This window comes from Parabacteroides sp. CH2-D42-20, assembly GCF_003670185.1.
GTDB lineage: Bacteria > Bacteroidota > Bacteroidia > Bacteroidales > Tannerellaceae > Parabacteroides > Parabacteroides distasonis.
Map to the genome: position 1 here is coordinate 45,116 of NZ_RAYG01000008.1, position 22,045 is coordinate 67,160.

Sequence of the window (22,045 nt, forward strand, 5' to 3'; positions counted from 1 at the left end):
AAAGCCGTATATTTGTCCATTGGTTGAAAACCTTGTAAACTGTATATTAACAAGATTAATTCTATTAGTAAATGGGAAGAGTATTAGTTATTGGTGCAGGGGGCGTAAGTACCGTTGCTGTTAAGAAAATAGCGATGAATGCGGATGTCTTCACGGATATCATGGTAGCTAGCCGTACGAAAAGTAAATGCGACAAGATCGCCGCCGATATCAAGAACGTGAAAGTGCAAACCGCACAGGTAGACGCAGACAACGTGCAAGAGCTTGTTGCCTTGTTTAACGCCTTCAAACCGGATTTGGTGGTAAATCTGGCCTTACCTTATCAAGATTTGCATATCATGGATGCTTGTCTGGAATACGGTGTTAGCTATTTAGATACGGCCAACTACGAACCGCTTGATGAAGCCAAATATCAATACAGCTGGCAATGGGCCTATAAAGATCGTTTCGAGAAAGCCGGTCTTACCGCTATCTTGGGATGTGGTTTCGATCCGGGGGTTACCGGCGTATATACAGCCTATGCGGCAAAGCATCATTTCGACGAGATACACTATCTGGATATCGTAGACTGCAACGCAGGAGATCACCATAAGGCATTCGCTACCAATTTCAATCCGGAAATCAATATCCGTGAGATTACTCAACGTGGCAAATATTTCGAGGATGGGGAATGGAAGGAGACCGATCCGTTAAGCGTACATAAAGCCTTGAATTATCCGAATGTAGGACCGAAAGAATCGTATTTGATGTATCACGAGGAATTGGAAAGTTTGACCAAAAACTTCCCGACCCTAAAACGGGCTCGTTTCTGGATGACTTTCGGACAGGAATACTTGACTCATCTACGTGTCATCCAAAATATCGGTATGGCTCGTATCGACCCGATCCTTTACAACGGGCAGGAAATCGTTCCGATCCAATTCTTAAAAGCCGTACTGCCGAACCCGGGTGATCTGGGAGAGAATTATACTGGCGAGACTTCCATCGGTTGCCGCATCCGTGGTATCAAGGACGGTAAGGAATTAACTTATTACGTATACAACAACTGTAGCCACCATGCCGCTTATCTAGAGACAGGAGCGCAAGGTGTTAGTTATACCACCGGTGTTCCCGCCATGATCGGCGCCAAATTATTTATGCAAGGCATTTGGAAGAAACCGGGTGTATGGAATGTGGAGGAATTCAATCCGGACCCATTCATGAAAGAGCTAAATGAGCAAGGTTTGCCTTGGCATGAATTGTTTAACATTGACTTAGAATTGTAATATGGCAATACAAATAGGCGATAAGGTTCCCGAGTTTTTGGGAACCGATCAAGACGGTAAAGAGGTAAAGATGAGTGACTATAAAGGGAAAAAAGTAGCGCTCTATTTTTATCCGAAAGATAATACGAGCGGTTGCACGGCGGAAGCATGCAGCTTACGTGACGGCTATCAAGCCTTACAAGCGAAAGGCTTCGAGATCATCGGAGTAAGCAAAGATAGCGCCAAATCGCATCAAGGCTTTATACAAAAGCAAAACTTACCTTTCCGTTTAATAGCGGACACAGACACGGCCTTACAAGAACAGTTTGGTGTGTGGGCTGAGAAAAAAATGTACGGACGTTCATACATGGGGACTCTCCGGACCACCTTTATCATTAACGAGGAAGGTATTGTTACCAATATCATCGGGCCGAAAGAGGTGAAGACAAAAGACCATGCAAATCAAATCCTTAATTTATAAGGGACACATATGGCAAAAGAAGAAAATTTGTTCGAAGAAAAAGCGAAAGAAGAAGGTGGTAAACCAGCCGCTAATGCGGATAAGCTAAAGGCTTTACGTGCGGCAATGGATAAAATCGAGAAGAACTACGGAAAAGGTTCGATCATGAAACTGGGCGATGAAAGCATCGAGGATATCGAGGTGATACCGACAGGCTCTATCGCTTTAAACGCAGCGCTGGGCGTAGGTGGATATCCGAAAGGACGTATCGTCGAGATCTATGGTCCGGAATCTTCCGGTAAGACAACGATAGCGATCCATGCGATCGCCGAGGCGCAGAAAAAAGGAGGTATCGCCGCATTTATCGATGCGGAGCATGCTTTTGACCGTTTCTATGCCGAGAAGCTAGGCGTTGATGTAGAGAACCTATGGATCTCCCAGCCGGATAACGGTGAGCAGGCCTTGGAAATAGCCGAGCAATTGATCCGTTCATCCGCCGTAGATATCATTGTTATCGACTCCGTAGCCGCATTGACTCCTAAAGCCGAGATTGAGGGCGATATGGGAGACAGCAAGATGGGTCTGCAAGCTCGTCTAATGTCGCAAGCCCTTCGTAAGTTGACGGCCGCGATCAATAAGACGAATACGACCTGTATCTTCATCAACCAATTGCGTGATAAGATCGGTGTAATGTTCGGAAACCCAGAAACAACGACTGGTGGTAATGCGTTGAAGTTCTACGCTTCAGTCCGTTTGGATATCCGTAGCATCGGGAAGCTAAAAGATGGTGACGAGATCAAGGGAAACCAAGTGCGTGTGAAAGTTATAAAAAACAAGGTGGCTCCTCCATTCCGCAAGGCAGAGTTCGATATCATGTTCGGTCAAGGTATCTCCCGTTCCGGAGAGATCATCGATCTTGGTTCTGAACTGAATATCATCAAGAAGAGCGGTTCATGGTACAGCTACAACGATACCAAATTGGGACAGGGTCGTGATGCGGCAAAACAATGTGTCGAGGACAATCCCGAATTGGCAGACGAATTATCCGAATTAATATTTGAGGCATTAAAAGCCAACAAGTAATTTGCGGGGGCGGGCAAACCCCGCCCCTATACGAAATTGTAATGAGTAATAAAGACAAATATCGTTTACTTTGCAATACTGAAAAAAATATACCGATCTTCTCACATGACTGGTGGTTGGATACGGTTTGCGGAGAAAAAAAATGGGATGTCTTGCTTATAGAACAAAAGGGAAGGATACAGGCAACCCTCCCCCTTTACGTCCCCCATTCCGATATTGTCTCAATGCCTTCTTACACCCAAACGATGGGCCCTTGGTTCGCCGCAAGTTCCTCCGACACGAAATATACGACCGAGTTAGGACGACGTCAAGAACTATGCAAACAATTCACGGAAGAACTAAAACGCTATCCGCACTTCCTGCAAAATTTCAATTATGACATTACGGATTGGCTTCCGTTTTATTGGGCGGGATATAACCAAACGACACGTTATACCTATTTATTAAAAAATATCCGGGATCATCAAGCGGTATGGGAGAATATGAGCCCCAATATCCGGCGAAATATTACGAAAGCGCAGAATAAATACCATATATCCGTAAAAAAAGGGATTCCTTTGAATGAGTTCCTAGCTGTACAAACCCAAACATTTGACCGCCAGCATGTACGAATCAAGGAAGACACGAATGTACTGAAAGACTTGATCGCCACTTGCCGGCAAAGAGGACAAGGTGATTTATGGGGAGGTTATGACGAGCAAGGCCATTTACATGCGGCCGCTTTCATCGTATGGCAAGATCGATCGGCTTACTATCTCGCAGGAGGAGGAAATCCGGCCTATAGAGGTTCCGGAGCGCAAAGCTACGTCCTGTGGGAATGTCTTCATTTCGTTTCTCAATTTACGACGGTATTTGATTTCGAAGGGTCTATGCTACCCGGAGTAGAACGTTTCTTCCGCGAGTTCGGAGCTATCCAAACCCCATTTTTCACAATATCTAGGGGGAAATTGAGTTTATTAGACAGAGCACGCATTAAACTAAGCAAATGGGTATGAAAAATCGCACTTTACATTATATAATACGTTTTCTTGTAGGAGATGATGTCCCTAGCGAACTGGTGGAAACGATCGGGTACACGGCTGATCCCAATAAATTCGACCGATATAACGTCGTTATCATTCCATCCGGCTTCTTTGATGGACAAACATACGGGACTCCCGCTTCCTTACCGGAACTCCCCTTGCAAGAGGTTCAAGGTATCCCCTTGTTATTCGGCTCGCCGAAAGAGGAATGGATAAGAGATACATGGGTGGTTCATGCCGATATCATCGCAAGTACTTATTTTCTCATTTCCAGATACGAGGAGATGGTACGGCGTGGACTTCGGGATGAGCATGGAAGATTTCCCGGTAAAGAGTCCTTGCCCTACCGGGCCGGTTTCCTGCATCGTCCGATCGTGGATGAATATCGCATGCTGCTTCATCGTTGGCTGCGCCAATCCCGGTTACGTGTACCCGAGGTAAAAAAGCAAATCCGGAAGATCTACCTCACGCACGACGTAGATTCTCCGACTCTATATCGTTCGTGGAAAGGTTTGATACGGTCTATTAGAGATAGAAGAGGTTTATATAAATCCTTTCAAGGTAAATTCGGTTCCCTTGAGAAAGACCCGTTTTATACCTTCCCTTGGTTTTTCCGCCAGAATAGTATCCTTCAGGACTTGATCGGGAAGGAACAATGTCACCCTATCCTATTTATCCGGAACGGGGGGAAAGCCAAGCACGACAAACCTCATTACGATTTGAGGAATAAAGATATTCGTAAATTGATAAAAAGTGCTTTAGAGCATAATGTAACTATTGGTTTGCATAGTAGCTACCAAGCGGGTACGACTCCCAGCCTTATCCGGAAAGAGAAAACCGGTCTGGAAGATCATATCGGTAAAAATGTTCGGTTCAACCGTCATCATTTCTTGGCAATCCGGGAACCGGAAGATATGGACCAAATAGAGGCTGCTGGGGTTACGGACGATTTCACCATGGGGTACGCCGATGTCTCCGGATTCCGGTTAGGGACTTGCTACCCGGTTCGTTGGATCAATCCGATCACCCGCCGGCTATCTCCTCTCCGACTACATCCGCTTATTATAATGGATTGTACCCTAGAGGAGGAGAAATATATGGGACTGGATTTTGACAGGGCTTTAACCTATTGCCGGAATTTAGTGGAACAAGTAAATAATGTAGGAGGTGAATTGGTTTTACTATGGCATAATGACTCCGTACAAGAAGGGTCCGGAAGTTATTTACGTAAATTATACGCCCAGCTATTAAAAGAATTAGCGAAGCAGTGAAAACAATAAAATCCCTGTATTCAAATAAATCAGAAAGAATGATTACTAATTGTAAAAATATTTTAGTCCTCGCCCCTCATACGGATGATGGGGAACTTGGGTTGGGGGGAACTATCTCACGCCTGATAGAAGATGGTAAAAAAGTGACCTATGTGGCTTTCTCCACCGCACAGCAATCGGTTCCCGAGGGTTTTCCGAAAGATATCTTGAAGACAGAGGTCAAGCAAGCGACCCAGACCTTAGGTATAGAACCGGAAAACCTAATCATATACAATTACGAAGTAAGAAAACTGGGATACGCAAGACAAGAGATATTAGAGGAGTTAATACGCCTGAAAAAAGTATCCGATTTTGACCTAGTCTTCATCCCTAGCTTGCATGACATCCACCAAGATCATACGACGATCGCCCAAGAGGGTCTACGAGCGTTCAAAAACACGAATATATTAGGTTATGAGTTAATCTGGAACAACCTGACATTCAATACACAATGTTTTGTAAGGCTGGAAGAACGCCATATCGACGCAAAGGTAGAATCATTGAAAGCCTATAAATCGCAAGGAGCGAGAGATTATCTATCCAAGGACTTTATCTATTCATTAGCGAGAGCACGGGGCGTCCAAGCGGGATGTACCTATGCGGAAGCGTTTGAAGTCGTTCGTCTATTCTTATAACACTGATTGAATCCATGAATAAACTTCTTATCATATGTGATATGTTCCCACCCGCTTTCGCCCCCAGAATGGGATATCTATGCAAATATTTGACACGCATGGGATGGGAAGTTACCGTAGTGACAGAATACATAGAAGACAATACATTCGAATTCCTTACGGGGTATGCGGACGTGTATTGCGTCCGCTACTACAAAGCATCAGGAAAGATCTCAAAGCATATCGAATGGATGTGGGTCATGTTTCTAGACATCTTGTTTGGTTATAAAGACATGAGAATAATCAACGCATGCATCCCCTTAATAAAGACCAACCAATACAAGGGGATATTGTGTAGCACATACCGCACCTTTCCTTTAACCGCCGCCAAGACGTTAGCGATCCATACCAACCTCCCTTTCGTCGTGGATTTACGAGATATTATCGAGCAATACGCCTCCAACGAATATATATCGCATAAATTCCATACATTTTCATGGTTAGACGCATTCATCACAAAGCGATTTCGCAAACGGTTACTTAGAAAGCGAAATAACGCTTTGGAGGTAGCGGATTGTGTCACGACCGTATCGCCTTGGCATGTGGAGGTACTCAAACAATATAATCCCAACGTAAGACTGATTTATAATGGATTCGATCCTGAGTTGTTCTATCCGCAACAAATCAAGACCTCCCGGTTTATCATTACCTATACCGGACGGTTGTTAAGTTTAGCGATCCGAAATCCGGAGTTATTATTTGCAGCCATCGCCCGTCTTACGGAGGACAAGGTCATTATCCCCGAAACTTTTCGAGTTGTATGGTATACCGATCAAGAGTCCCGCTCCATCATCCGCCAAGAGGCCGAACGACATGGGGTGCAATCTTTCATGGATTACCATGAGTATGTACCGGCATCCGATATTCCCCTCATCTTGAACAAAAGCTCGGTGCTGCTTTCCTTGACGAATAAGTTTGACACGTCTGGTCCAAAAGGCTTCATGACAACTAAGTTCTTTGAATCGCTTGCGGTAGAAAAACCCATCTTATGCGTACAAAGTGACGAGGCTTACCTCGCCGAAGCCATCAAGGAGACCCATTCCGGACTGGCCGCAACCCGGGTAGACGAGGTGTACGATTTCTTGAAACATTACTATGAGGAATGGCAGGAAAAAGGATATACGACCTCGCCCGTCAATCGGGATAAGCTATCGAATTATTCCCGGAAAGAACAAGCTAGCCAATTTGCGCATATATTTGAGGAGATTTAAGCAGATGGATAAATACCTCAACATAGTATCGTTCAATATACCTTATCCCGCCAATTACGGAGGGGTTATTGATGTGTATTATAAACTGGAAGCCTTGCGTGCTTGCGGCGTGAAACTCATATTACATTGTTTCGAATATGAACGTCCGCATGCGCCGGAATTAGAAAGCATTTGCGACAAGGTTTTCTATTATAAACGCCGTACCGGGGTAATCGCTAATTTAACATGGCTCCCTTACAATGTATATAGCCGTAAAGATCATCGCTTGATCGAGAATCTTTTACAAAATGATTACCCGATCTTATTTGAGGGCCTCCACTCCTGCTATTATATGGACGATCCCCGTTTAAGAAACCGGATGAAGATATTCCGGGAGTGCAATATCGAGCACGATTATTATCGCCACTTGGCAAAGTCTGGCAAAGGATTGGTTCGCAATGCCTTTTTCAAGATCGAGGCCATGCGCTTCCAAGCCTATCAGAAAGTAGCACGGTACGCAAATCTGATAATCGCCGTATCCACGACAGACGCAGACTATTTACGAAAACAATTTCCCAATCAAAGGATCGAGTTCGTTCCTTGTTTCCACGAGAATAACCGGATTACGGCCGAACCGGGAAAATCCGATTATATTTTATATCATGGCAAGTTATCCGTTATCGAGAATGAACGAGCCGTGTTATTTCTCACCAAGCATGTTTTCAGCCAATTAAAACATACCTGCATAATAGCGGGCATGAACCCGACCCGTTTGATACGAGAGGCAGCCGCTCCTTACCCACATATAAAAGTAGAAGCAAATCCCAGTAAGGAACGTATGGACGCATTGATCCACAACGCACAAATTCATATACTAATCACATTTCAAGATACCGGCCTAAAACTAAAGCTTTTGAACAGCTTATTCGCCGGAAGGCATACGATTGTCAATCATCTCATGCTAGCGGGTAGCGGATTAGATCCTTTATGCCATATCGCCGATACGCCGGATGAGATGATACGGGCTTGCGAACAATTAATGGCCCTACCTATAGATAAAGAGGTGATAGATAAACGAAAACAGTTATTGTTCCCTGCTTTTTCTAATGAAGATCAGGGGATACGTTTATACAAGATGATATATGATGAAAGAGAATAGAAGTGATTTATTACATACATTAACCGAACGTTTGAAAGCGATCGACTATAATAAATTACCGATCAGCGATTATAATAAGCGATACATCGGCAACTTAAAGCCGGCGTTAAGCTATTTCATGCATATATACGCAGATTGCCTACAAAGAGGACTTCAAGCGATACAAATCCCTATCTCCGATGTCACGCTAATCGATTATGGAGGAGGAACCGGCTTCCTTAGTATTCTGGCGAAATCCATAGGAATAGGACAAGTTATTTATATTGATCTTAACCCATCTTCCGTGGAGACGATCCAGCTATTGAAACAAATAATAGGAATAGGCCCCGATATCATACTCCATGGAGATTCAGATGTTCTTGCGGACTGGTGCGCAAGGCACAAAGTCTCCCCCCAACTTTTAATCGCTACGGACCTGATAGAGCATGTCTATGATTTATCTTTGTTCTTCAAGGATTTAATCCATATAAACGATTCCATGTATCTACTATTCACGACAGCCTCTACACCATTCAACCCGTATGTCCAACAACGGTTACATAAGATGATGGTCGGATGCGAAAGTGGATCTTTGGAATCCCCCAACTATTATACATTACGAGAGCAATTCATAACGAAACTTTGCCCGGCTTTCTCCCCAAAAGAAGTAGAGACATGGGCCCGGCAGACTAGAGGCTTGACCTATCCCGATATCCAAAAAGCGATCGAGAAAAAGAGTTTACCAAGCCCGGAAGACCCATACAATACTTGCGATCCGGCTACAGGTAATTGGGCCGAACGAATCCTTCCCATACAGACTTATGAGGACTTATTGGCACCCTACCAGTTCAAGCTTAAAGTAGAGAAAGGATTTTATAACGCATACCGAAGCAACCCAGTTCTTTCTTTGATATGCAAAGGTATCAACGCATTGATCCGCAACAGCGGCTCCTTTGGTTTTCTATTGGCACCATTCATCATTCTCTCCTGCGGCAAGGAGCGAGCAGATGCCATCTAGAACATATTCACGGGTCAAGTCCTCAGCTTTCAAGATTTGGTCGTTCCACTGCAATAAATCAATATCTATCGGCACACGCCCACAAGATTTATCTTCCGGCTTACGGCCGATGCAGCATTCTATATCTTTCAAGACATCCTTTATTCGCACCGGACTCTCCTCGCTATACAAAACAGCCACTCGATTCAAAAATGTAGTTGATAATGGACAATCGATCGGTTCCGTATAAACTGGCTGAGAAAACTGTATAAAAACAAAATGAGCACGCAGCATCTCCGCCGCGCGCTCCATATTTTTCTCTTTATCCCAATTAGAGCCTAAGCACAATAGAACCCGGTTTCGTTTATTCTCCATCTCCGGCTAAAAGCGTTTAGTCATTCTTATGATTATTCAAGAATGTATTGATAAAACCGATCAACTTCACGAAAGAAGCGGAAAATTGTCCGGTATCGCTATTACGGATAGAGATAAATTTCTCCTTACCTTCCGTGGTAAATGAAACCTGATACATGATATCCCCTAAATCCCGGTTCGTCTCCTCCTCAAAGCCATAAGAGTCTTTCATCTTAAAGAAATTACATTTTTGCAGAATCGGTTTTAAAGAAGCAAACTCCTCGTCAGTCAATGTCCCCTCCATAATTTTAGGATCTCGTTTCTTGGCGAAATTATCCATATAATAATTATACTCCTCGATACGGAATGTCTTGTCACTATCAAACAGAACCATTAGTTTGTAGTTATCTACACTTTCCATACTATAACTAAAAGAGAAATCCTTCAATTCTTTTTTACAGCCTGTAAAACAAGCAGACAGAAGAACCAATAAGGTGGCGAACAAAGTAATTCGTAGTTTCATTTGTCTAAAGTTGAAATTTGTGGCACAAACATACATAAAATACTCGAAAAACAACCCATGGAAATAAAAAAATACCTATTAGTTGGTATTGGTGGTACGAAGTTTTCAAGCTACCTTCGCGTAACATTTAATAGGACATGAGATTATCAGAACTTCGCACAGGCGATAAAGGTGTTATAGTAAAGGTAATGGGTCGCGGAGCTTTCCGCAAACGCATTATCGAGATGGGATTTATCAGAGGGAAAGAAGTGATCGTTATACAAAACGCTCCGCTCAAAGACCCTATTCACTATCGTGTAATGGGATATGATGTCTCATTGCGACGCTCGGACGCCGCATTGATCGAAGTCGTTAGCGCGGCGGATTTCGAGAAGGAACAAGCTACCTCGGTACAAGATACGAACAGGAGTGCAGACTCTTTTATCCTGCCTTCCGGCAATGAATTGCAAGCCATCGCATTACATAAAGGAAAAACAATTAACGTAGCCTTGGTTGGTAATCCGAACTGCGGAAAGACCTCTCTTTTCAATTTCGCATCCGGAGCACATGAGCATGTGGGTAACTATAGCGGCGTGACCGTAGATGCCAAGGAAGGAACCTTCCAACAGAATGGCTATACATTCCGCATCGTAGATTTACCGGGTACTTACTCCCTATCCGCTTACACGCCGGAAGAATTATACGTGCGTAAGCATTTGAATGAAGAGCAACCAGACGTGGTGATCAATGTTATCGACGCATCCAATCTGGAGCGAAACCTATATTTGACCGCCCAACTGATCGATATGGACGTTCGCATGGTAATCGCCTTAAACATGTATGATGAGCTGGAACGCCATGGTAATAAATTCGATCATGAGTCCTTAGCGAAAATGATCGGGGCACCGATTATCCCGACCGTAAGTAAAACAGGCTTTGGCATAGAGGATTTGTTTAACCGTGTAATCAAGGTATACGAAGAAGAAGATCCTGTCATCCGTCATATCCATATTAATTACGGAGAGTCTTTAGAGAAAGGGATCAGCAACGTTAGGAAGACCTTGAAAAATAGCGTGGATATACCCAAAAGCTTGTCAAAGCGGTATCTATCTATCAAGCTATTAGAGGGAGACCGGGAGATAGAGACATTTATAAAAACGCTGCCCGGTGCCGAAACGATATTCCAAGAAAGAGACCGTAATACAGCCCTAATAGAAAAGTTATTGCAAGAGGATTGTGAGACCGCATTCACGAACGCACGCTATGGCTTTATTTCCGGAGCGTTGCGTGAGACTTACGAGCAAAATACGATCAAAGAGGCAACGAGTACGCAGATCATCGATCTATTCGTCACGCATAAAGTCTTAGGTTTCCCTATCTTTATCCTATTCATGTGGATCATGTTCGAGGCCACTTTCCGTTTGGGAGGCTATCCGATGGAATGGATAGAGGCATTGGTCGAGGTGATCGGTAATTTCGTGCGCAGCCATATGTCGGAAGGACCTTTGAAGGATCTTCTCGTGGATGGTATCATCGGTGGCGTGGGAGGTGTTATCGTGTTCCTGCCGAATATCTTGATTCTGTATATGTTCATATCGTTCATGGAAGACTCCGGATATATGGCACGTGCGGCTTTTATCATGGATAAGATCATGCATAAGATGGGACTGCATGGAAAGTCGTTCATCCCTTTAGTGATGGGATTCGGTTGTAATGTTCCTGCTATCATGGCCTCCCGTACGATAGAGAGCCGTAATAGCCGGATGATAACGATGTTGGTAAATCCGTTGATGAGCTGTAGCGCCCGCCTGCCGGTTTATGTATTGCTGACCGGGGCGTTTTTCCCGAAGAACGCCAGCTTTGTGTTATTAGCTTTATATGTATCCGGAATCTTGCTGGCAGTTATCATGGCCCGTCTTTTCAAACGCTTCCTGTTTAACGAGGAGGATGTTCCTTTCGTAATGGAACTCCCCCCCTATCGGATGCCTACCGGCAAATCCATCATGATCCATATGTGGGAGAAAGCGAAACAATACTTGCACAAGATGGGAGGTATCATCTTGGTCGCTTCTATCATCATCTGGTTCCTTGGGTATTTCCCCAGACATTCGGAGAGCGGAGATCAGTTTGATCGCCAGATAGCGGAGATCGAAAATACGGAGTTGGATTCTCAAGAAAAAACAGATACGATAGAGGAGTTAGAACGCTTGAAGGCAATCGACCACCAACAAAATTCGTATATCGGGCGTATCGGCCAGACGATTCAACCGGTCTTGGCTCCCTTAGGATTCGACTGGAAAATGAGTGTAAGCTTACTTACCGGTATGGCGGCGAAAGAAGTTGTTGTCAGCACGTTAAGCGTATTATACACGGGGAATGCCGATGATGACAGCCAAGCCCTGTCGGAGCGTTTGAAGCAAGACCGTAACGCAGAAGGTAATTTGGTATTCACACCGCTCATAGCGATTAGCTTAATGCTTTTCGTCTTGATTTATTTTCCGTGCATAGCAACTATATCGGCTATTGTCAACGAGTCTGGCTCATGGAAATGGGGTATATTCGTTATCATTTATACTTGTGTCCTAGCATGGATCGTTTCTTTCATTGTTTATCAAACGGGGAATTTCTTTGTGGGTTTATTCAGCTAAGAACTTTCCTATGTTTTATTTAGTTATATATAGGAGGTAAATTTATAGGTATGTGGCAAGATATAGCAGTTTGCGTTATTGGTATCTCGGTTATCGGATATATCGCATATAAGGTTTATCGAATGCTTACGAAACCGAAATCCAGTGATCCTTGTTGCGGATGTAGTGGGTGTTCGTTGAAAAAAGAGTTTAGAATGAAGGAATAACAAAATATTTTTTATATTTGCGTTATTCTAATACACCATAGGTTATGAATAACACGGCCTTACAAATATATGCCCTTTTTATCCTGCTGATCTTATCAGTAGGCTGTAAAGATGATTGGAAAAACCTTAACTTGCGTAGCGGAGAGAATGAACCTTTTTATTGGGAAAACAATAAGCTCGCAGCTCAGAGACTAGCGAAAATCATGTACAATAAAACAGATAGTGGAAGTTATGAACGTTTTAAGATCGTCCATATTTCGGATTCTCATTTATCCTCTTGGTCTCCGAGCAATAATTACGAGTTACCTATAAATCTACGACAATCCATCCAATTCGCCAATCAACAAGAACTGCGAATCAATGCGATAATCGCTACGGGTGATTTTATCTCTATTGATAAGAAAAAGAAGGCGAAAGAATATATGCACTCATTTATTCATTACCTTTATGATGAAAATCATGTTCCCACCTTTATTTGTACAGGAAATCATGATAGCAATTCCGAGGAAGAGATAGGCAGTACCTTCTTTTATAAAAACGAGATCAACGAAATATTATTCGCCAACAGTAATTATTCGAAGAATCGAAATAGTGCCGAGAATTATTACTATTCGGATGTAGCAAACCCTCAAGGAGGTACGATCCGTTTCATCGCCCTCGATATGTTAGACCAACCAGCATCCCAATATAATACTTTATCTTACGCATATTTCTCCCAGAAACAAATAGACTGGCTTATAAACACCGCATTGAAAAATGGCATGACAGACCATCATAGCGTCATTATCTTAACTCATTACCCATTTCAACGCCGTAGTGTAAATAACGATACCTATTTATGTGATGGGGATTATGTCCATTCGTGGAATATGATTCCCGAAATCATTGAAGCCTTTCGTACTCGTTCCTCATTAGAAAAAGTATATCCAAATCAATTCAACCTAGACCCCATCAATGTCAAAGCAGATTTCAGTGACCGCAAAGGAGAATTTGTCTGCTATCTAGGTGGACATATCCACTGCAACGCCTATTTTGACGTGACTGGATTAGAAAACGAAAGCACGGAACTCGTTCCACAAAAAATGATCCTTTGTACCAATCAAGCTCCAAGTGAAAAAGGCGTGGTATACAACAGGGTCATACGTGAAGAGGATAGCCTATCAAGTAACAGTTTTTGTATCTATGCCGTAGATACAAAAGAAAAGAAGATTTACATCACCTATTTCGGTGCCTATAAACCTTCTAATGATTGTAACTATTCGGAGATTCATACAATCTCGTATAATTAAAATTTACCGACCTATACAATGATAGATAAAGCCGGCTTCCTCTAACTCTGTCTTGTCATAAATATTACGTCCGTCTAAAATTAAAGGCGTGGACATCAATTTCTTGATAACAGACCAAGAGGGCATACGAAATTCTTTCCATTCCGTAACAAGCAACAGAGCGTCCGCGTCTATCACGGTCTCATAAATATCTTTGCCATATGAAATCATCCCCACAGGTAAACGTCTTTGAGCCTCGGGCATTGCAACCGGATCATAGGCGGAAACTACACATCCAGCTTCTTTCAACTTTTTGATTAAGACTAGCGAAGGAGCCTCTCGCATATCATCCGTTTCCGGCTTAAATGCCAATCCCCATAAAGCAATTCGCTTACCTTGTATATCTCCTCTAAAATGTTTCATTAATTTACGGAACAATATCGATTTCTGCTCCTCGTTTACGGCTTCCACCGCTTCTAGGATACGCATTTGGTAACCACTGTTGGCTGCGGTCTTCACAAGCGCCTTAACGTCTTTAGGAAAACAAGACCCACCGTATCCACAACCCGCATATAAGAAACGACTACCTATACGGGCATCCGTACCGATTCCTTTACGTACCATATTAACATCCGCCCCAACTATCTCACACAAATTGGCAATATCATTCATAAAACTGATGCGAGTAGCCAACATAGCGTTCGCCGCATATTTTGTCATCTCCGCAGATGGCACATCCATGAAGATTACACGGAAATTATTTAACAAAAAAGGACGATACAATTTCGCCATCAACTTCTGAGCACGATCAGACTCAACCCCAACAACAACCCGGTCTGGACTCATAAAATCCTTGATAGCCGCACCTTCTTTCAAGAATTCAGGATTAGAAGCGATATCAAATTCAATACTCACATCTCGCAAGGCTTGTTCCTCCTTGATCGCTTTCTTGATTTTCTGGGCAGTGCCTACCGGAACCGTACTTTTCGTAACAACCAAGATATATTTATTCATATAGCGTCCTACCGTACGGGCAACCTCAAGCACATACTTCAAGTCTGCGCTACCATCCTCATCGGGAGGTGTACCAACCGCACAAAACAGTACCTCGACCTCATTCAAACATTCTTTTAAATCAGTCATAAAATGAAGACGACCAGCTTGGGAATTGCGTGCCACCATCTCGTCTAGCCCCGGTTCATAGATAGGAACTATGCCTTTCTTTAGATTCTCAATCTTTACCTTATCCACGTCCACACAAAAGACCTCAGTCCCCATTTCCGCAAAACAAGTACCCGTTACCAACCCGACATAGCCTGTACCTACAATCGCTATTTTCATATATATCTATTACTTATGTTTATAGTGCATTTAAAAGAGATACAAAAGTAAGACTATTTCAAGAATTATACATAACTTTGGAAGCTTTTTTGGCATAAGCATGAACTAAAAAAGGAAGTCAATATGAAAATTATCTCTGAAAATCAGATTAAGGATTTAGGAATTACGCCTGCGACCTGTGTAGATTGGGCGAAAGAAAGTTTCTCTATAAAAAACAAGGCTCAATTACCCGCAAAAATAAGTGTACACCCCCAAGGTAATGACTTTTTCACTTCCATGCCCTGCCTCTTACCCCAAGAATTCTCTAGGTTTGGAATCAAGGTGGTTCATCGTATTGTAGGTGGCATACCTGCTTTAGGAAGCGATATCCTACTCTATGATTCCAATACGGGAGAACTATTAGCCCTATTGGGTGGAGATTGGATAACCGCTATGCGTACAGGAGCTGTCGCCACTCTCGCTATCCAAACATTAAAAGCGACCGATGCCACTACTTACAGTTTCATCGGCTTAGGAAATACAGCTAGAGCAACTATGTTATGTTTACTTGATAGCCAAAAAAATACGCATCATACAGTTCAGCTATTAAAATATAAGGATCAAGCGGATTCCTTTATAGAGAGATTCGGGGCTTATCCCAATGTTACATTCTCGATCATAGACAATATAGAGAATCTCATATCCAACTCAGATGTTATTATCAGTTGTATAACAGACGCAAGCACCTTGATCTGTCCGAAAAATGACCTATTTAAAGAAGGATGCCTAGTCGTGCCGATACATACGAGAGGATTTCAAAATTGCGATCTCTTTTTCGACAAGGTATATGGCGATGATACCGATCATGTGAAGGGGTTCCGTTATTTTTCCCAATTCAAACAATATGCCGAGCTAGAAGACGTTTTATCAGGTAGAACGGCTGGCAGAGAAAATGACCATGAACGGATATTAAGTTACAATATAGGTCTTGGTCTACATGATATTCTATTCGCAAGTAAAATTTATGATAGTTTATCTGCGCAATCTCCAGAGATTAAGATAGAAAGAGAGGTATCAAAATTCTGGATATGATATCGGTTTACATTATATGCAGCGTTTTAGATAATAGAATCATCTTATAAAGACAACCCCTTCTCGGTTATGTACAGTCAAATTAATATTTTGACAGTAAAATCGACAGGGGTATTTGTTTATACAATTAAAAAAGAATAAGATATGCAAGCGATCATATTAGCGGCAGGCATGGGCAAACGCCTTAAAGAGTTGACAAAAAACAACACAAAATGCATGATTAAGGTACATAATCAAACCTTAATCGAACGTATGCTTAAACAACTGGAAGCTCTATCCCTGAAACGTATAATTATCGTGATAGGTTATAAAGGAGAAAAGGTACGTGAGCTTATCGGAGATAAGATAAACAACACTCCTGTTCTTTATGTAGAGAACAATGTATATGATAAAACAAATAATATATACTCGCTATATCTCGCTAAAAACTATCTGGTGGAGGACGAGACAATTCTACTTGAATCCGATCTAATTTTTGAGAACTCCATTCTCAGCAAATTGATAAACCATCCCTATCCAAATTTGGCAGTAGTTGCCAAATACCAAAGTTGGATGGATGGTACCGTCGTACGGCTGGATGAGGATAACAATATATTGAACTTCATCTCAAAGAAAGCGTTTCAATTTTGCCAAAAGGAGTCTTATTACAAGACCGTAAATATATATAAATTCAGTAAGGAATTTTCCACTAATAAGTATATTCCGTTCTTGGAAGCTTATTGTAAAGCCCTCGGTAATAATGAATACTACGAACAAGTTCTAAAGGTAATATCCTTATTAGACAGACCGGATTTAAAGGCCTTGACGATTACAACCGAAAAATGGTATGAGATAGATGACCAACAGGACTTAAATAATGCGGAAGCCTTATTTTCGGAAGGCAAGCAAGCTTTATCTTTATACGGCAAACGTTACGGTGGATACTGGCGTTTCCCTATGTTATTGGATTTCTGCTATCTTGTCAACCCTTATTTTCCAAATACCCGATTGAAGGAAGAAATGAAAGCTAATTTCGATACTCTCCTTACCGAATATCCTTCCGGTATGCAAGAAAACGCTCAACTAGCCGCCCGTTATGCGGGAATATCCTCCGAACAAATCATCGTAGGAAACGGAGCGGCCGAGTTAATCAGTGGTTATATGCGTATGACCTCTAAGTATACCACAGGAGTTATATTACCAACATTCGAGGAATACCCGAACCGTTTGGCCCCTAAGCAGCTGGTGTATTATACTCCCAGCAACCGAGACTTCTCTTATACTGCTTTAGACATTATATCTTTCTTTGATAACAAAGCGATTGAGCAACTTTTGATAATTAACCCTGATAACCCATCTGGAAATTTATTATCTAAAAATGAGATATTTGCGCTAGTCGAATGGTCCGAACGAAAAGGGATTCGTTTAATCATAGATGAATCTTTCCTTGATTTCGCAAATCCTGAAAATAAACTTTCCCTGTTAGATAAAGAGCTTTTAAACAAATATCCACATTTGATTGTCATTAAGAGCATATCAAAGTCATACGGCGTTCCCGGATTACGATTAGGTTTTTTAGCGTCGGGAAACAAAGATCTCATACGAGCGTTAAAAAAAGATATATCAATTTGGAATATCAACTCCTTCGCAGAATTCTATATGCAGATTTTCATAAAATACAGTGATGACTACGACAAAGCCTGCCATAAATTCTTAAACGAAAGAGAGCGTTTCTTCCAAAATCTACAGGCCGTCTCATATCTTAGGGTTATTCCCTCAGCCGCAAATTATTTCTTATGTGAAGTAACCGATACTTACACATCGGAGGAACTTTGTAGCTCTTTATTGTCGGGAAATAGTATCTTGATAAAAAACTGTGGAACTAAAGCAGGGTTCGAAGGGAAACAATATATCCGAATCGCTATCCGGAATAAGGAAGACAATGATAAGCTAACAGAAGCGTTGACTTCATTGAATAAATAAGGAAATTCAATCCGGTCTTTATTATATGGAAATAAAAAAGAAGCTCAAGAATCCTATGGTTATAAATTTTATCTCCTTGGCATTGCTCCAAGGAGTTAATTATTTATTACCTTTATTATCATTCCCTTTTCTTTTCAGAGTACTCGGTGTAGAACGCTGGGGGCTCGTGACGTTCGGCTATGCCTTGATGCAATATTTCATTATGTTCACGGATTTTGGCTTTAACCTATCAGCCACGAAATATATCTCTGAGCATAAAACGGATTTAGGTAAAATCAACTCTTACCTAAATAGCACAATGCTTGGACGTTTCTTTTTATGCGGGGTCAGTTTCGCCATACTACTCATCCTGATCACTTGTTTTGATAAGTTTAAATCAGAGTCTTCTTTTTATCTCCTATATTTTGGTATGATCATAGGCAATGTTATGTTCCCTATGTGGTTTTTTCAAGGCATGGAGAATATGAAATACATTACGGTATTCAATATCGTAGCGAAATCATTGAGTTTCCTTCCCTTTTTCATCTTCATTCGAAAACCGGAAAATTATATATACGTACCGATATGCTATAGTTTTGGCTTTATTCTTGCCGGGATCGTTAGTATCTTTATTGTTTACTTCAGAATGGGGATGAAATGGTACTTCACATCGATCGAAGAAGTTAGTAACTCCTTAAAAGATAGTTCCACTTATTTTCTCTCCCGGGCCTCGACCTCTTTGTTCACCACAAGCAACTCGTTTCTATTGGGTTTGATTTGCGGAAACACAGCAGTGGGTTACTATTCGGCAGCAGAGAAGCTATATCAAGCGTACAATCAGTTATTGACACCATTCACTGGGGTTTTATTTCCGCATATAGCGAAAAGTAGAGATGTCTTGTTCTTTAAAAAAGTATTCTATAGAATAACATTCTCCAATTTCTTTTGCGTAACGACCGTACTTTTATTCTCAAGTTACGTATTAAGATTTGTCTATGGGACAGCCGATCCGGATATCTTAGAAGTATTCCGGATACTTGTAATCGCTTGTTTCGTAACCATCCCCTCTATGTTACTAGGATATCCATTTCTGGCGGCCATGGGGCACCCTCTATATACGAACTATACAGTTATGACCACCTCCATGGTACACATCACTGGATTAGCGATCCTATATGTTTGCGGAATGATCGCCCCTATCACGGTAGCAATGATGGTAGTCGTGTCTGAGACACTTCTTTTCCTTTTCCGTATTTGGGGGATACGTAGGTTCGGGCTATTCCGAGCGTAAGAAGCTGAGGCAAATTTGACAAGCGATTTAAGAAAAGACATATCTTAGCTTCATCAACCAAGTATCTTAGGTTCGTTGGCAAAGTATGTTAAGTTACTTTGCCGATGAAGTTAACTTACTTTTTTGCCCAACTTTCCCACAAAACGCAAATTCCCGATAAAAGGTCGTAATAGCCATAAAGATTTAAAAGTTTATGGCTATTACAACATATAGTTCATTGTATTAAAATGTGTGTATTTGGATGCACATTAAAAGTAGTAGAAGAAAATTGCTTTGCGGTCACGTACACGGTTTCTACACTATCAAGCCCAGTAAACCTAAACAAAGAAAGGCAAGGTCTCACGTCTACTGTTCGTAAAACATAGTTCGATGAGCAATCAATATATTGCAACGCAGGATTACCAGATAAATCTAACGACTGCAAAGCACAGGACCTACAATCCAAGTTTTGCAGGCTAGGATTACCTTTTATATTCAACATCTTAAGTTGAGAATTTGATGGACACCTCAAGGTTTCCAATAACGGGGAATTACTCGTATCCAAACATTCTATATCCATGTTAGAACATAGAAGATAAATTAAATTAGTTTTCTCGCTCAAGTCTAATTCTTTAATGCCCACCCATTCCATTGTTACCTCTTCCAACGCTCCGCAATCAGCGAACGACAACTCATCTTGATATAAATGATAAATTTTCAAGTATTTAAGAGATTGACATCCATTCAAACGTAAAAAAGCACTAGGATTATAATTATAAAATTCCAGATGCTCAAGGGAAGCACATCCACTAAGATCCAAGCCGGAAAACTTTCAGTTGTATATAGTTTTAGGCCTCGGATACTTTTATTGAAATCCAAGCAAGTTAATCCATAGCAATCTAAAAACAAATTAGGACAATCACTAACATCGACTTCCCCCGCATTTCCCTCCAACCGGGTATTATCAAGGCTCGTACAACCTTTAAACTGTAATGAGGTCAGGAGGCTAGAAGTTATATACAATGATTCCAACGCTGAACAATTCTGGATATCAACAGAAGAAGGTTGGGCATCCGACCGATAAGTCAAATTCCGCAAATTAGGATAAAGACTTCCTTTTAGTTCTTTTATCGTCATATTATATACCGTGATACTTTCTAAAGCATGATTCTTACTTAAATCCAAAACACCATCTCCACTATCAATAAATATTCCCTTCAAACGAATACAATCTGATAGGTCTATATTGCCAATGCGTCTACTTTCAAACGTTTCCAAGCCAACACACCCTTCCAAGTTAATCGAATACGCATAATCAGCGGCTAAACTTTTTAAAGACTTACAACCTTTCAAGTTCAATGCATAATTCTTACCTGTAGGAGTAAATTCCTCTAATGCTTCGCAACCACTCAAATCAATATCCATTAAACCAATAGCTCCCGTAAAAGCAATGCGCTTCAAACGTTTATTATTCTTTAAATCTAAGTTTTGGAAACTAGCCCCATCTGAGTAATATGCGATAGATGATAGCTGCTCCAAGGACGGCAAATCATTAAGAATAACTCCTGTTGTCTTTATTTTGAGGCATAAATTCTTTAATTGCTTACAAGCATTTATATCTATCGATTCAAGAACCACCGTAGAACAAGTCAAACTATCTAACTTACAATCTTCGGGAAGCTTCAGATAATTGGTATGGGAATTACATACCAAGATCTTTAATGCTTTATTCTGACTAAGATCTACAGAATCAACCAGTGCGTAAGTCAATGACTCTAACGAAGTGAAAAACTCAATCCCTTCATTGATCCGTAAGATTTGAACTCTTCTCCCGGATCCATAATGTAATCTTCCCATTCAGCCCTCCTTTACTAGGAGGAGTTGGGGTCGGATCAGGAATCGGGTCTTCTTTTCCACATCCCACAATAAACACAATCGCAAACACATAGGCAAACCATTTCAATGTTTTCATAATTATCTCCATCTAATATTATTAGATATAAATGGAAAATAGAAACATATATTATCGTATATTCCTTATCTAATATGTAATGTATTTGAAGAAAATATCATTTTACCATTTCTTCTACCTATAGTATAACCAATATCTGATAATCCAGCTGTCGGCATATAACCACATTCTGGAGAATAATTTGAAGTAACAATAAAATCCTCAGACTCATAAACGTCAATTTCACCCTGCCTCGTATCAACAATATATATTGTATGCGGCAGAACGCCTACCAACTAAGCCGTTGAAGTATCAAACGCCATTTTAATATTAGAAGAAAGAATTCGTATCGCACTACACCCTCTAGCCACACAA

20 protein-coding genes are annotated in these 22,045 nt (G+C 41.4%); 15 read left to right on the top strand and 5 right to left on the bottom strand.

The window, feature by feature from the left end:
• The first annotated feature begins 71 nt into the window (after positions 1-71).
• Genes D7V92_RS06450 through D7V92_RS06490 form a run of 9 tightly spaced genes read left to right on the top strand, consistent with a single transcriptional unit; the run spans position 72 to position 9,139 of the window.
• Positions 72-1,265, top strand: coding sequence for a saccharopine dehydrogenase family protein (locus D7V92_RS06450; RefSeq protein WP_005856184.1), 1,194 nt, complete (start codon positions 72-74; stop codon positions 1,263-1,265).
• A 1-nt stretch (position 1,266) separates the two neighbouring features.
• Positions 1,267-1,725 carry a thioredoxin-dependent thiol peroxidase gene (bcp, locus tag D7V92_RS06455; RefSeq protein WP_009017848.1) on the top strand — a complete coding sequence of 153 codons (459 nt, stop codon included), beginning with the start codon at positions 1,267-1,269 and terminating at the stop codon, positions 1,723-1,725.
• A 9-nt stretch (positions 1,726-1,734) separates the two neighbouring features.
• Positions 1,735-2,787 carry a recombinase RecA gene (gene recA / locus D7V92_RS06460; protein WP_005868144.1) on the top strand — a complete coding sequence of 351 codons (1,053 nt, stop codon included), beginning with the start codon at positions 1,735-1,737 and terminating at the stop codon, positions 2,785-2,787.
• 41 nt (positions 2,788-2,828) lie between these two features.
• Positions 2,829-3,782 (top strand): GNAT family N-acetyltransferase, encoded by a 954-nt coding sequence (locus D7V92_RS06465; protein WP_008771840.1) that lies wholly within the window; start codon positions 2,829-2,831, stop codon positions 3,780-3,782.
• Complete coding sequence (locus D7V92_RS06470; protein ID WP_008771839.1) at positions 3,773-5,080, top strand: polysaccharide deacetylase family protein; 1,308 nt, start codon at positions 3,773-3,775, stop codon at positions 5,078-5,080. The genes D7V92_RS06465 and D7V92_RS06470 overlap by 10 nt, the downstream gene beginning before the upstream one ends.
• Positions 5,081-5,118: 38 nt before the next feature.
• On the top strand, positions 5,119-5,754 hold the full coding sequence (locus D7V92_RS06475) for a PIG-L deacetylase family protein (protein WP_005868139.1): 636 nt from the start codon (positions 5,119-5,121) through the stop codon (positions 5,752-5,754).
• A 14-nt stretch (positions 5,755-5,768) separates the two neighbouring features.
• Positions 5,769-7,004, top strand: coding sequence for a glycosyltransferase (locus D7V92_RS06480; protein WP_121772528.1), 1,236 nt, complete (start codon positions 5,769-5,771; stop codon positions 7,002-7,004).
• 4 nt (positions 7,005-7,008) lie between these two features.
• On the top strand, positions 7,009-8,142 hold the full coding sequence (locus tag D7V92_RS06485; RefSeq protein ID WP_121772529.1) for a glycosyltransferase family 1 protein: 1,134 nt from the start codon (positions 7,009-7,011) through the stop codon (positions 8,140-8,142).
• Positions 8,126-9,139, top strand: coding sequence for a class I SAM-dependent methyltransferase (locus D7V92_RS06490; RefSeq protein ID WP_121772530.1), 1,014 nt, complete (start codon positions 8,126-8,128; stop codon positions 9,137-9,139). The genes D7V92_RS06485 and D7V92_RS06490 overlap by 17 nt, the downstream gene beginning before the upstream one ends.
• On the opposite strand, the gene D7V92_RS06495 is transcribed toward D7V92_RS06490, so the two are convergent.
• Together D7V92_RS06495 and D7V92_RS06500 are read right to left on the bottom strand one after the other, a co-directional pair.
• Positions 9,083-9,493: a 2-amino-4-hydroxy-6-hydroxymethyldihydropteridine diphosphokinase gene (locus D7V92_RS06495; protein WP_081031975.1), complete on the bottom strand. Its 411-nt coding sequence runs from the start codon at positions 9,491-9,493 to the stop codon at positions 9,083-9,085. The two genes, D7V92_RS06490 and D7V92_RS06495, sit on opposite strands and share 57 nt — an antisense overlap.
• A 16-nt stretch (positions 9,494-9,509) precedes the next feature.
• A complete protein-coding gene (locus D7V92_RS06500) occupies positions 9,510-9,995 on the bottom strand; it encodes a hypothetical protein (RefSeq protein ID WP_008771835.1) in 486 nt (161 codons plus the stop codon).
• 137 nt (positions 9,996-10,132) lie between these two features.
• Here D7V92_RS06500 and feoB point away from each other — a divergent pair, with 137 nt between their 5' ends.
• The 3 genes from feoB to D7V92_RS06515 are packed head-to-tail and all read left to right on the top strand — an operon-like array spanning position 10,133 to position 14,117.
• Positions 10,133-12,622 (top strand): ferrous iron transport protein B, encoded by a 2,490-nt coding sequence (gene feoB, locus D7V92_RS06505; RefSeq protein WP_087343854.1) that lies wholly within the window; start codon positions 10,133-10,135, stop codon positions 12,620-12,622.
• A gap of 50 nt (positions 12,623-12,672) precedes the next feature.
• On the top strand, positions 12,673-12,828 hold the full coding sequence (locus D7V92_RS22605) for a FeoB-associated Cys-rich membrane protein (RefSeq protein ID WP_085931154.1): 156 nt from the start codon (positions 12,673-12,675) through the stop codon (positions 12,826-12,828).
• 44 nt (positions 12,829-12,872) lie between these two features.
• Complete coding sequence (locus D7V92_RS06515; protein WP_121772531.1) at positions 12,873-14,117, top strand: metallophosphoesterase; 1,245 nt, start codon at positions 12,873-12,875, stop codon at positions 14,115-14,117.
• A gap of 3 nt (positions 14,118-14,120) precedes the next feature.
• On the opposite strand, the gene D7V92_RS06520 is transcribed toward D7V92_RS06515, so the two are convergent.
• On the bottom strand, positions 14,121-15,437 hold the full coding sequence (locus D7V92_RS06520) for a UDP-glucose/GDP-mannose dehydrogenase family protein (protein ID WP_008771832.1): 1,317 nt from the start codon (positions 15,435-15,437) through the stop codon (positions 14,121-14,123).
• A gap of 123 nt (positions 15,438-15,560) precedes the next feature.
• Between D7V92_RS06520 and D7V92_RS06525 the strand changes: the two genes are divergently transcribed.
• The 3 genes from D7V92_RS06525 to D7V92_RS06535 all read left to right on the top strand — a co-directional run bounded on the left by D7V92_RS06525 (position 15,561) and on the right by D7V92_RS06535 (position 19,740).
• On the top strand, positions 15,561-16,508 hold the full coding sequence (locus D7V92_RS06525) for an ornithine cyclodeaminase (protein ID WP_036629485.1): 948 nt from the start codon (positions 15,561-15,563) through the stop codon (positions 16,506-16,508).
• Positions 16,509-16,652: 144 nt separating this feature from the next.
• Positions 16,653-18,470: an aminotransferase class I/II-fold pyridoxal phosphate-dependent enzyme gene (locus D7V92_RS06530; RefSeq protein WP_121772532.1), complete on the top strand. Its 1,818-nt coding sequence runs from the start codon at positions 16,653-16,655 to the stop codon at positions 18,468-18,470.
• A gap of 55 nt (positions 18,471-18,525) precedes the next feature.
• Positions 18,526-19,740: an oligosaccharide flippase family protein gene (locus tag D7V92_RS06535; RefSeq protein WP_128576990.1), complete on the top strand. Its 1,215-nt coding sequence runs from the start codon at positions 18,526-18,528 to the stop codon at positions 19,738-19,740.
• 723 nt (positions 19,741-20,463) lie between these two features.
• Here the strand turns inward: D7V92_RS06535 and D7V92_RS06540 are convergent.
• Together D7V92_RS06540 and D7V92_RS06545 are read right to left on the bottom strand one after the other, a co-directional pair.
• Positions 20,464-21,576, bottom strand: coding sequence for a hypothetical protein (locus tag D7V92_RS06540; RefSeq protein WP_233572805.1), 1,113 nt, complete (start codon positions 21,574-21,576; stop codon positions 20,464-20,466).
• Positions 21,521-21,691, bottom strand: a complete 171-nt coding sequence (locus tag D7V92_RS06545) for a hypothetical protein (protein ID WP_233572806.1) — start codon at positions 21,689-21,691, stop codon at positions 21,521-21,523. The genes D7V92_RS06540 and D7V92_RS06545 overlap by 56 nt, the downstream gene beginning before the upstream one ends.
• Positions 21,692-22,045 lie beyond the last annotated feature (354 nt).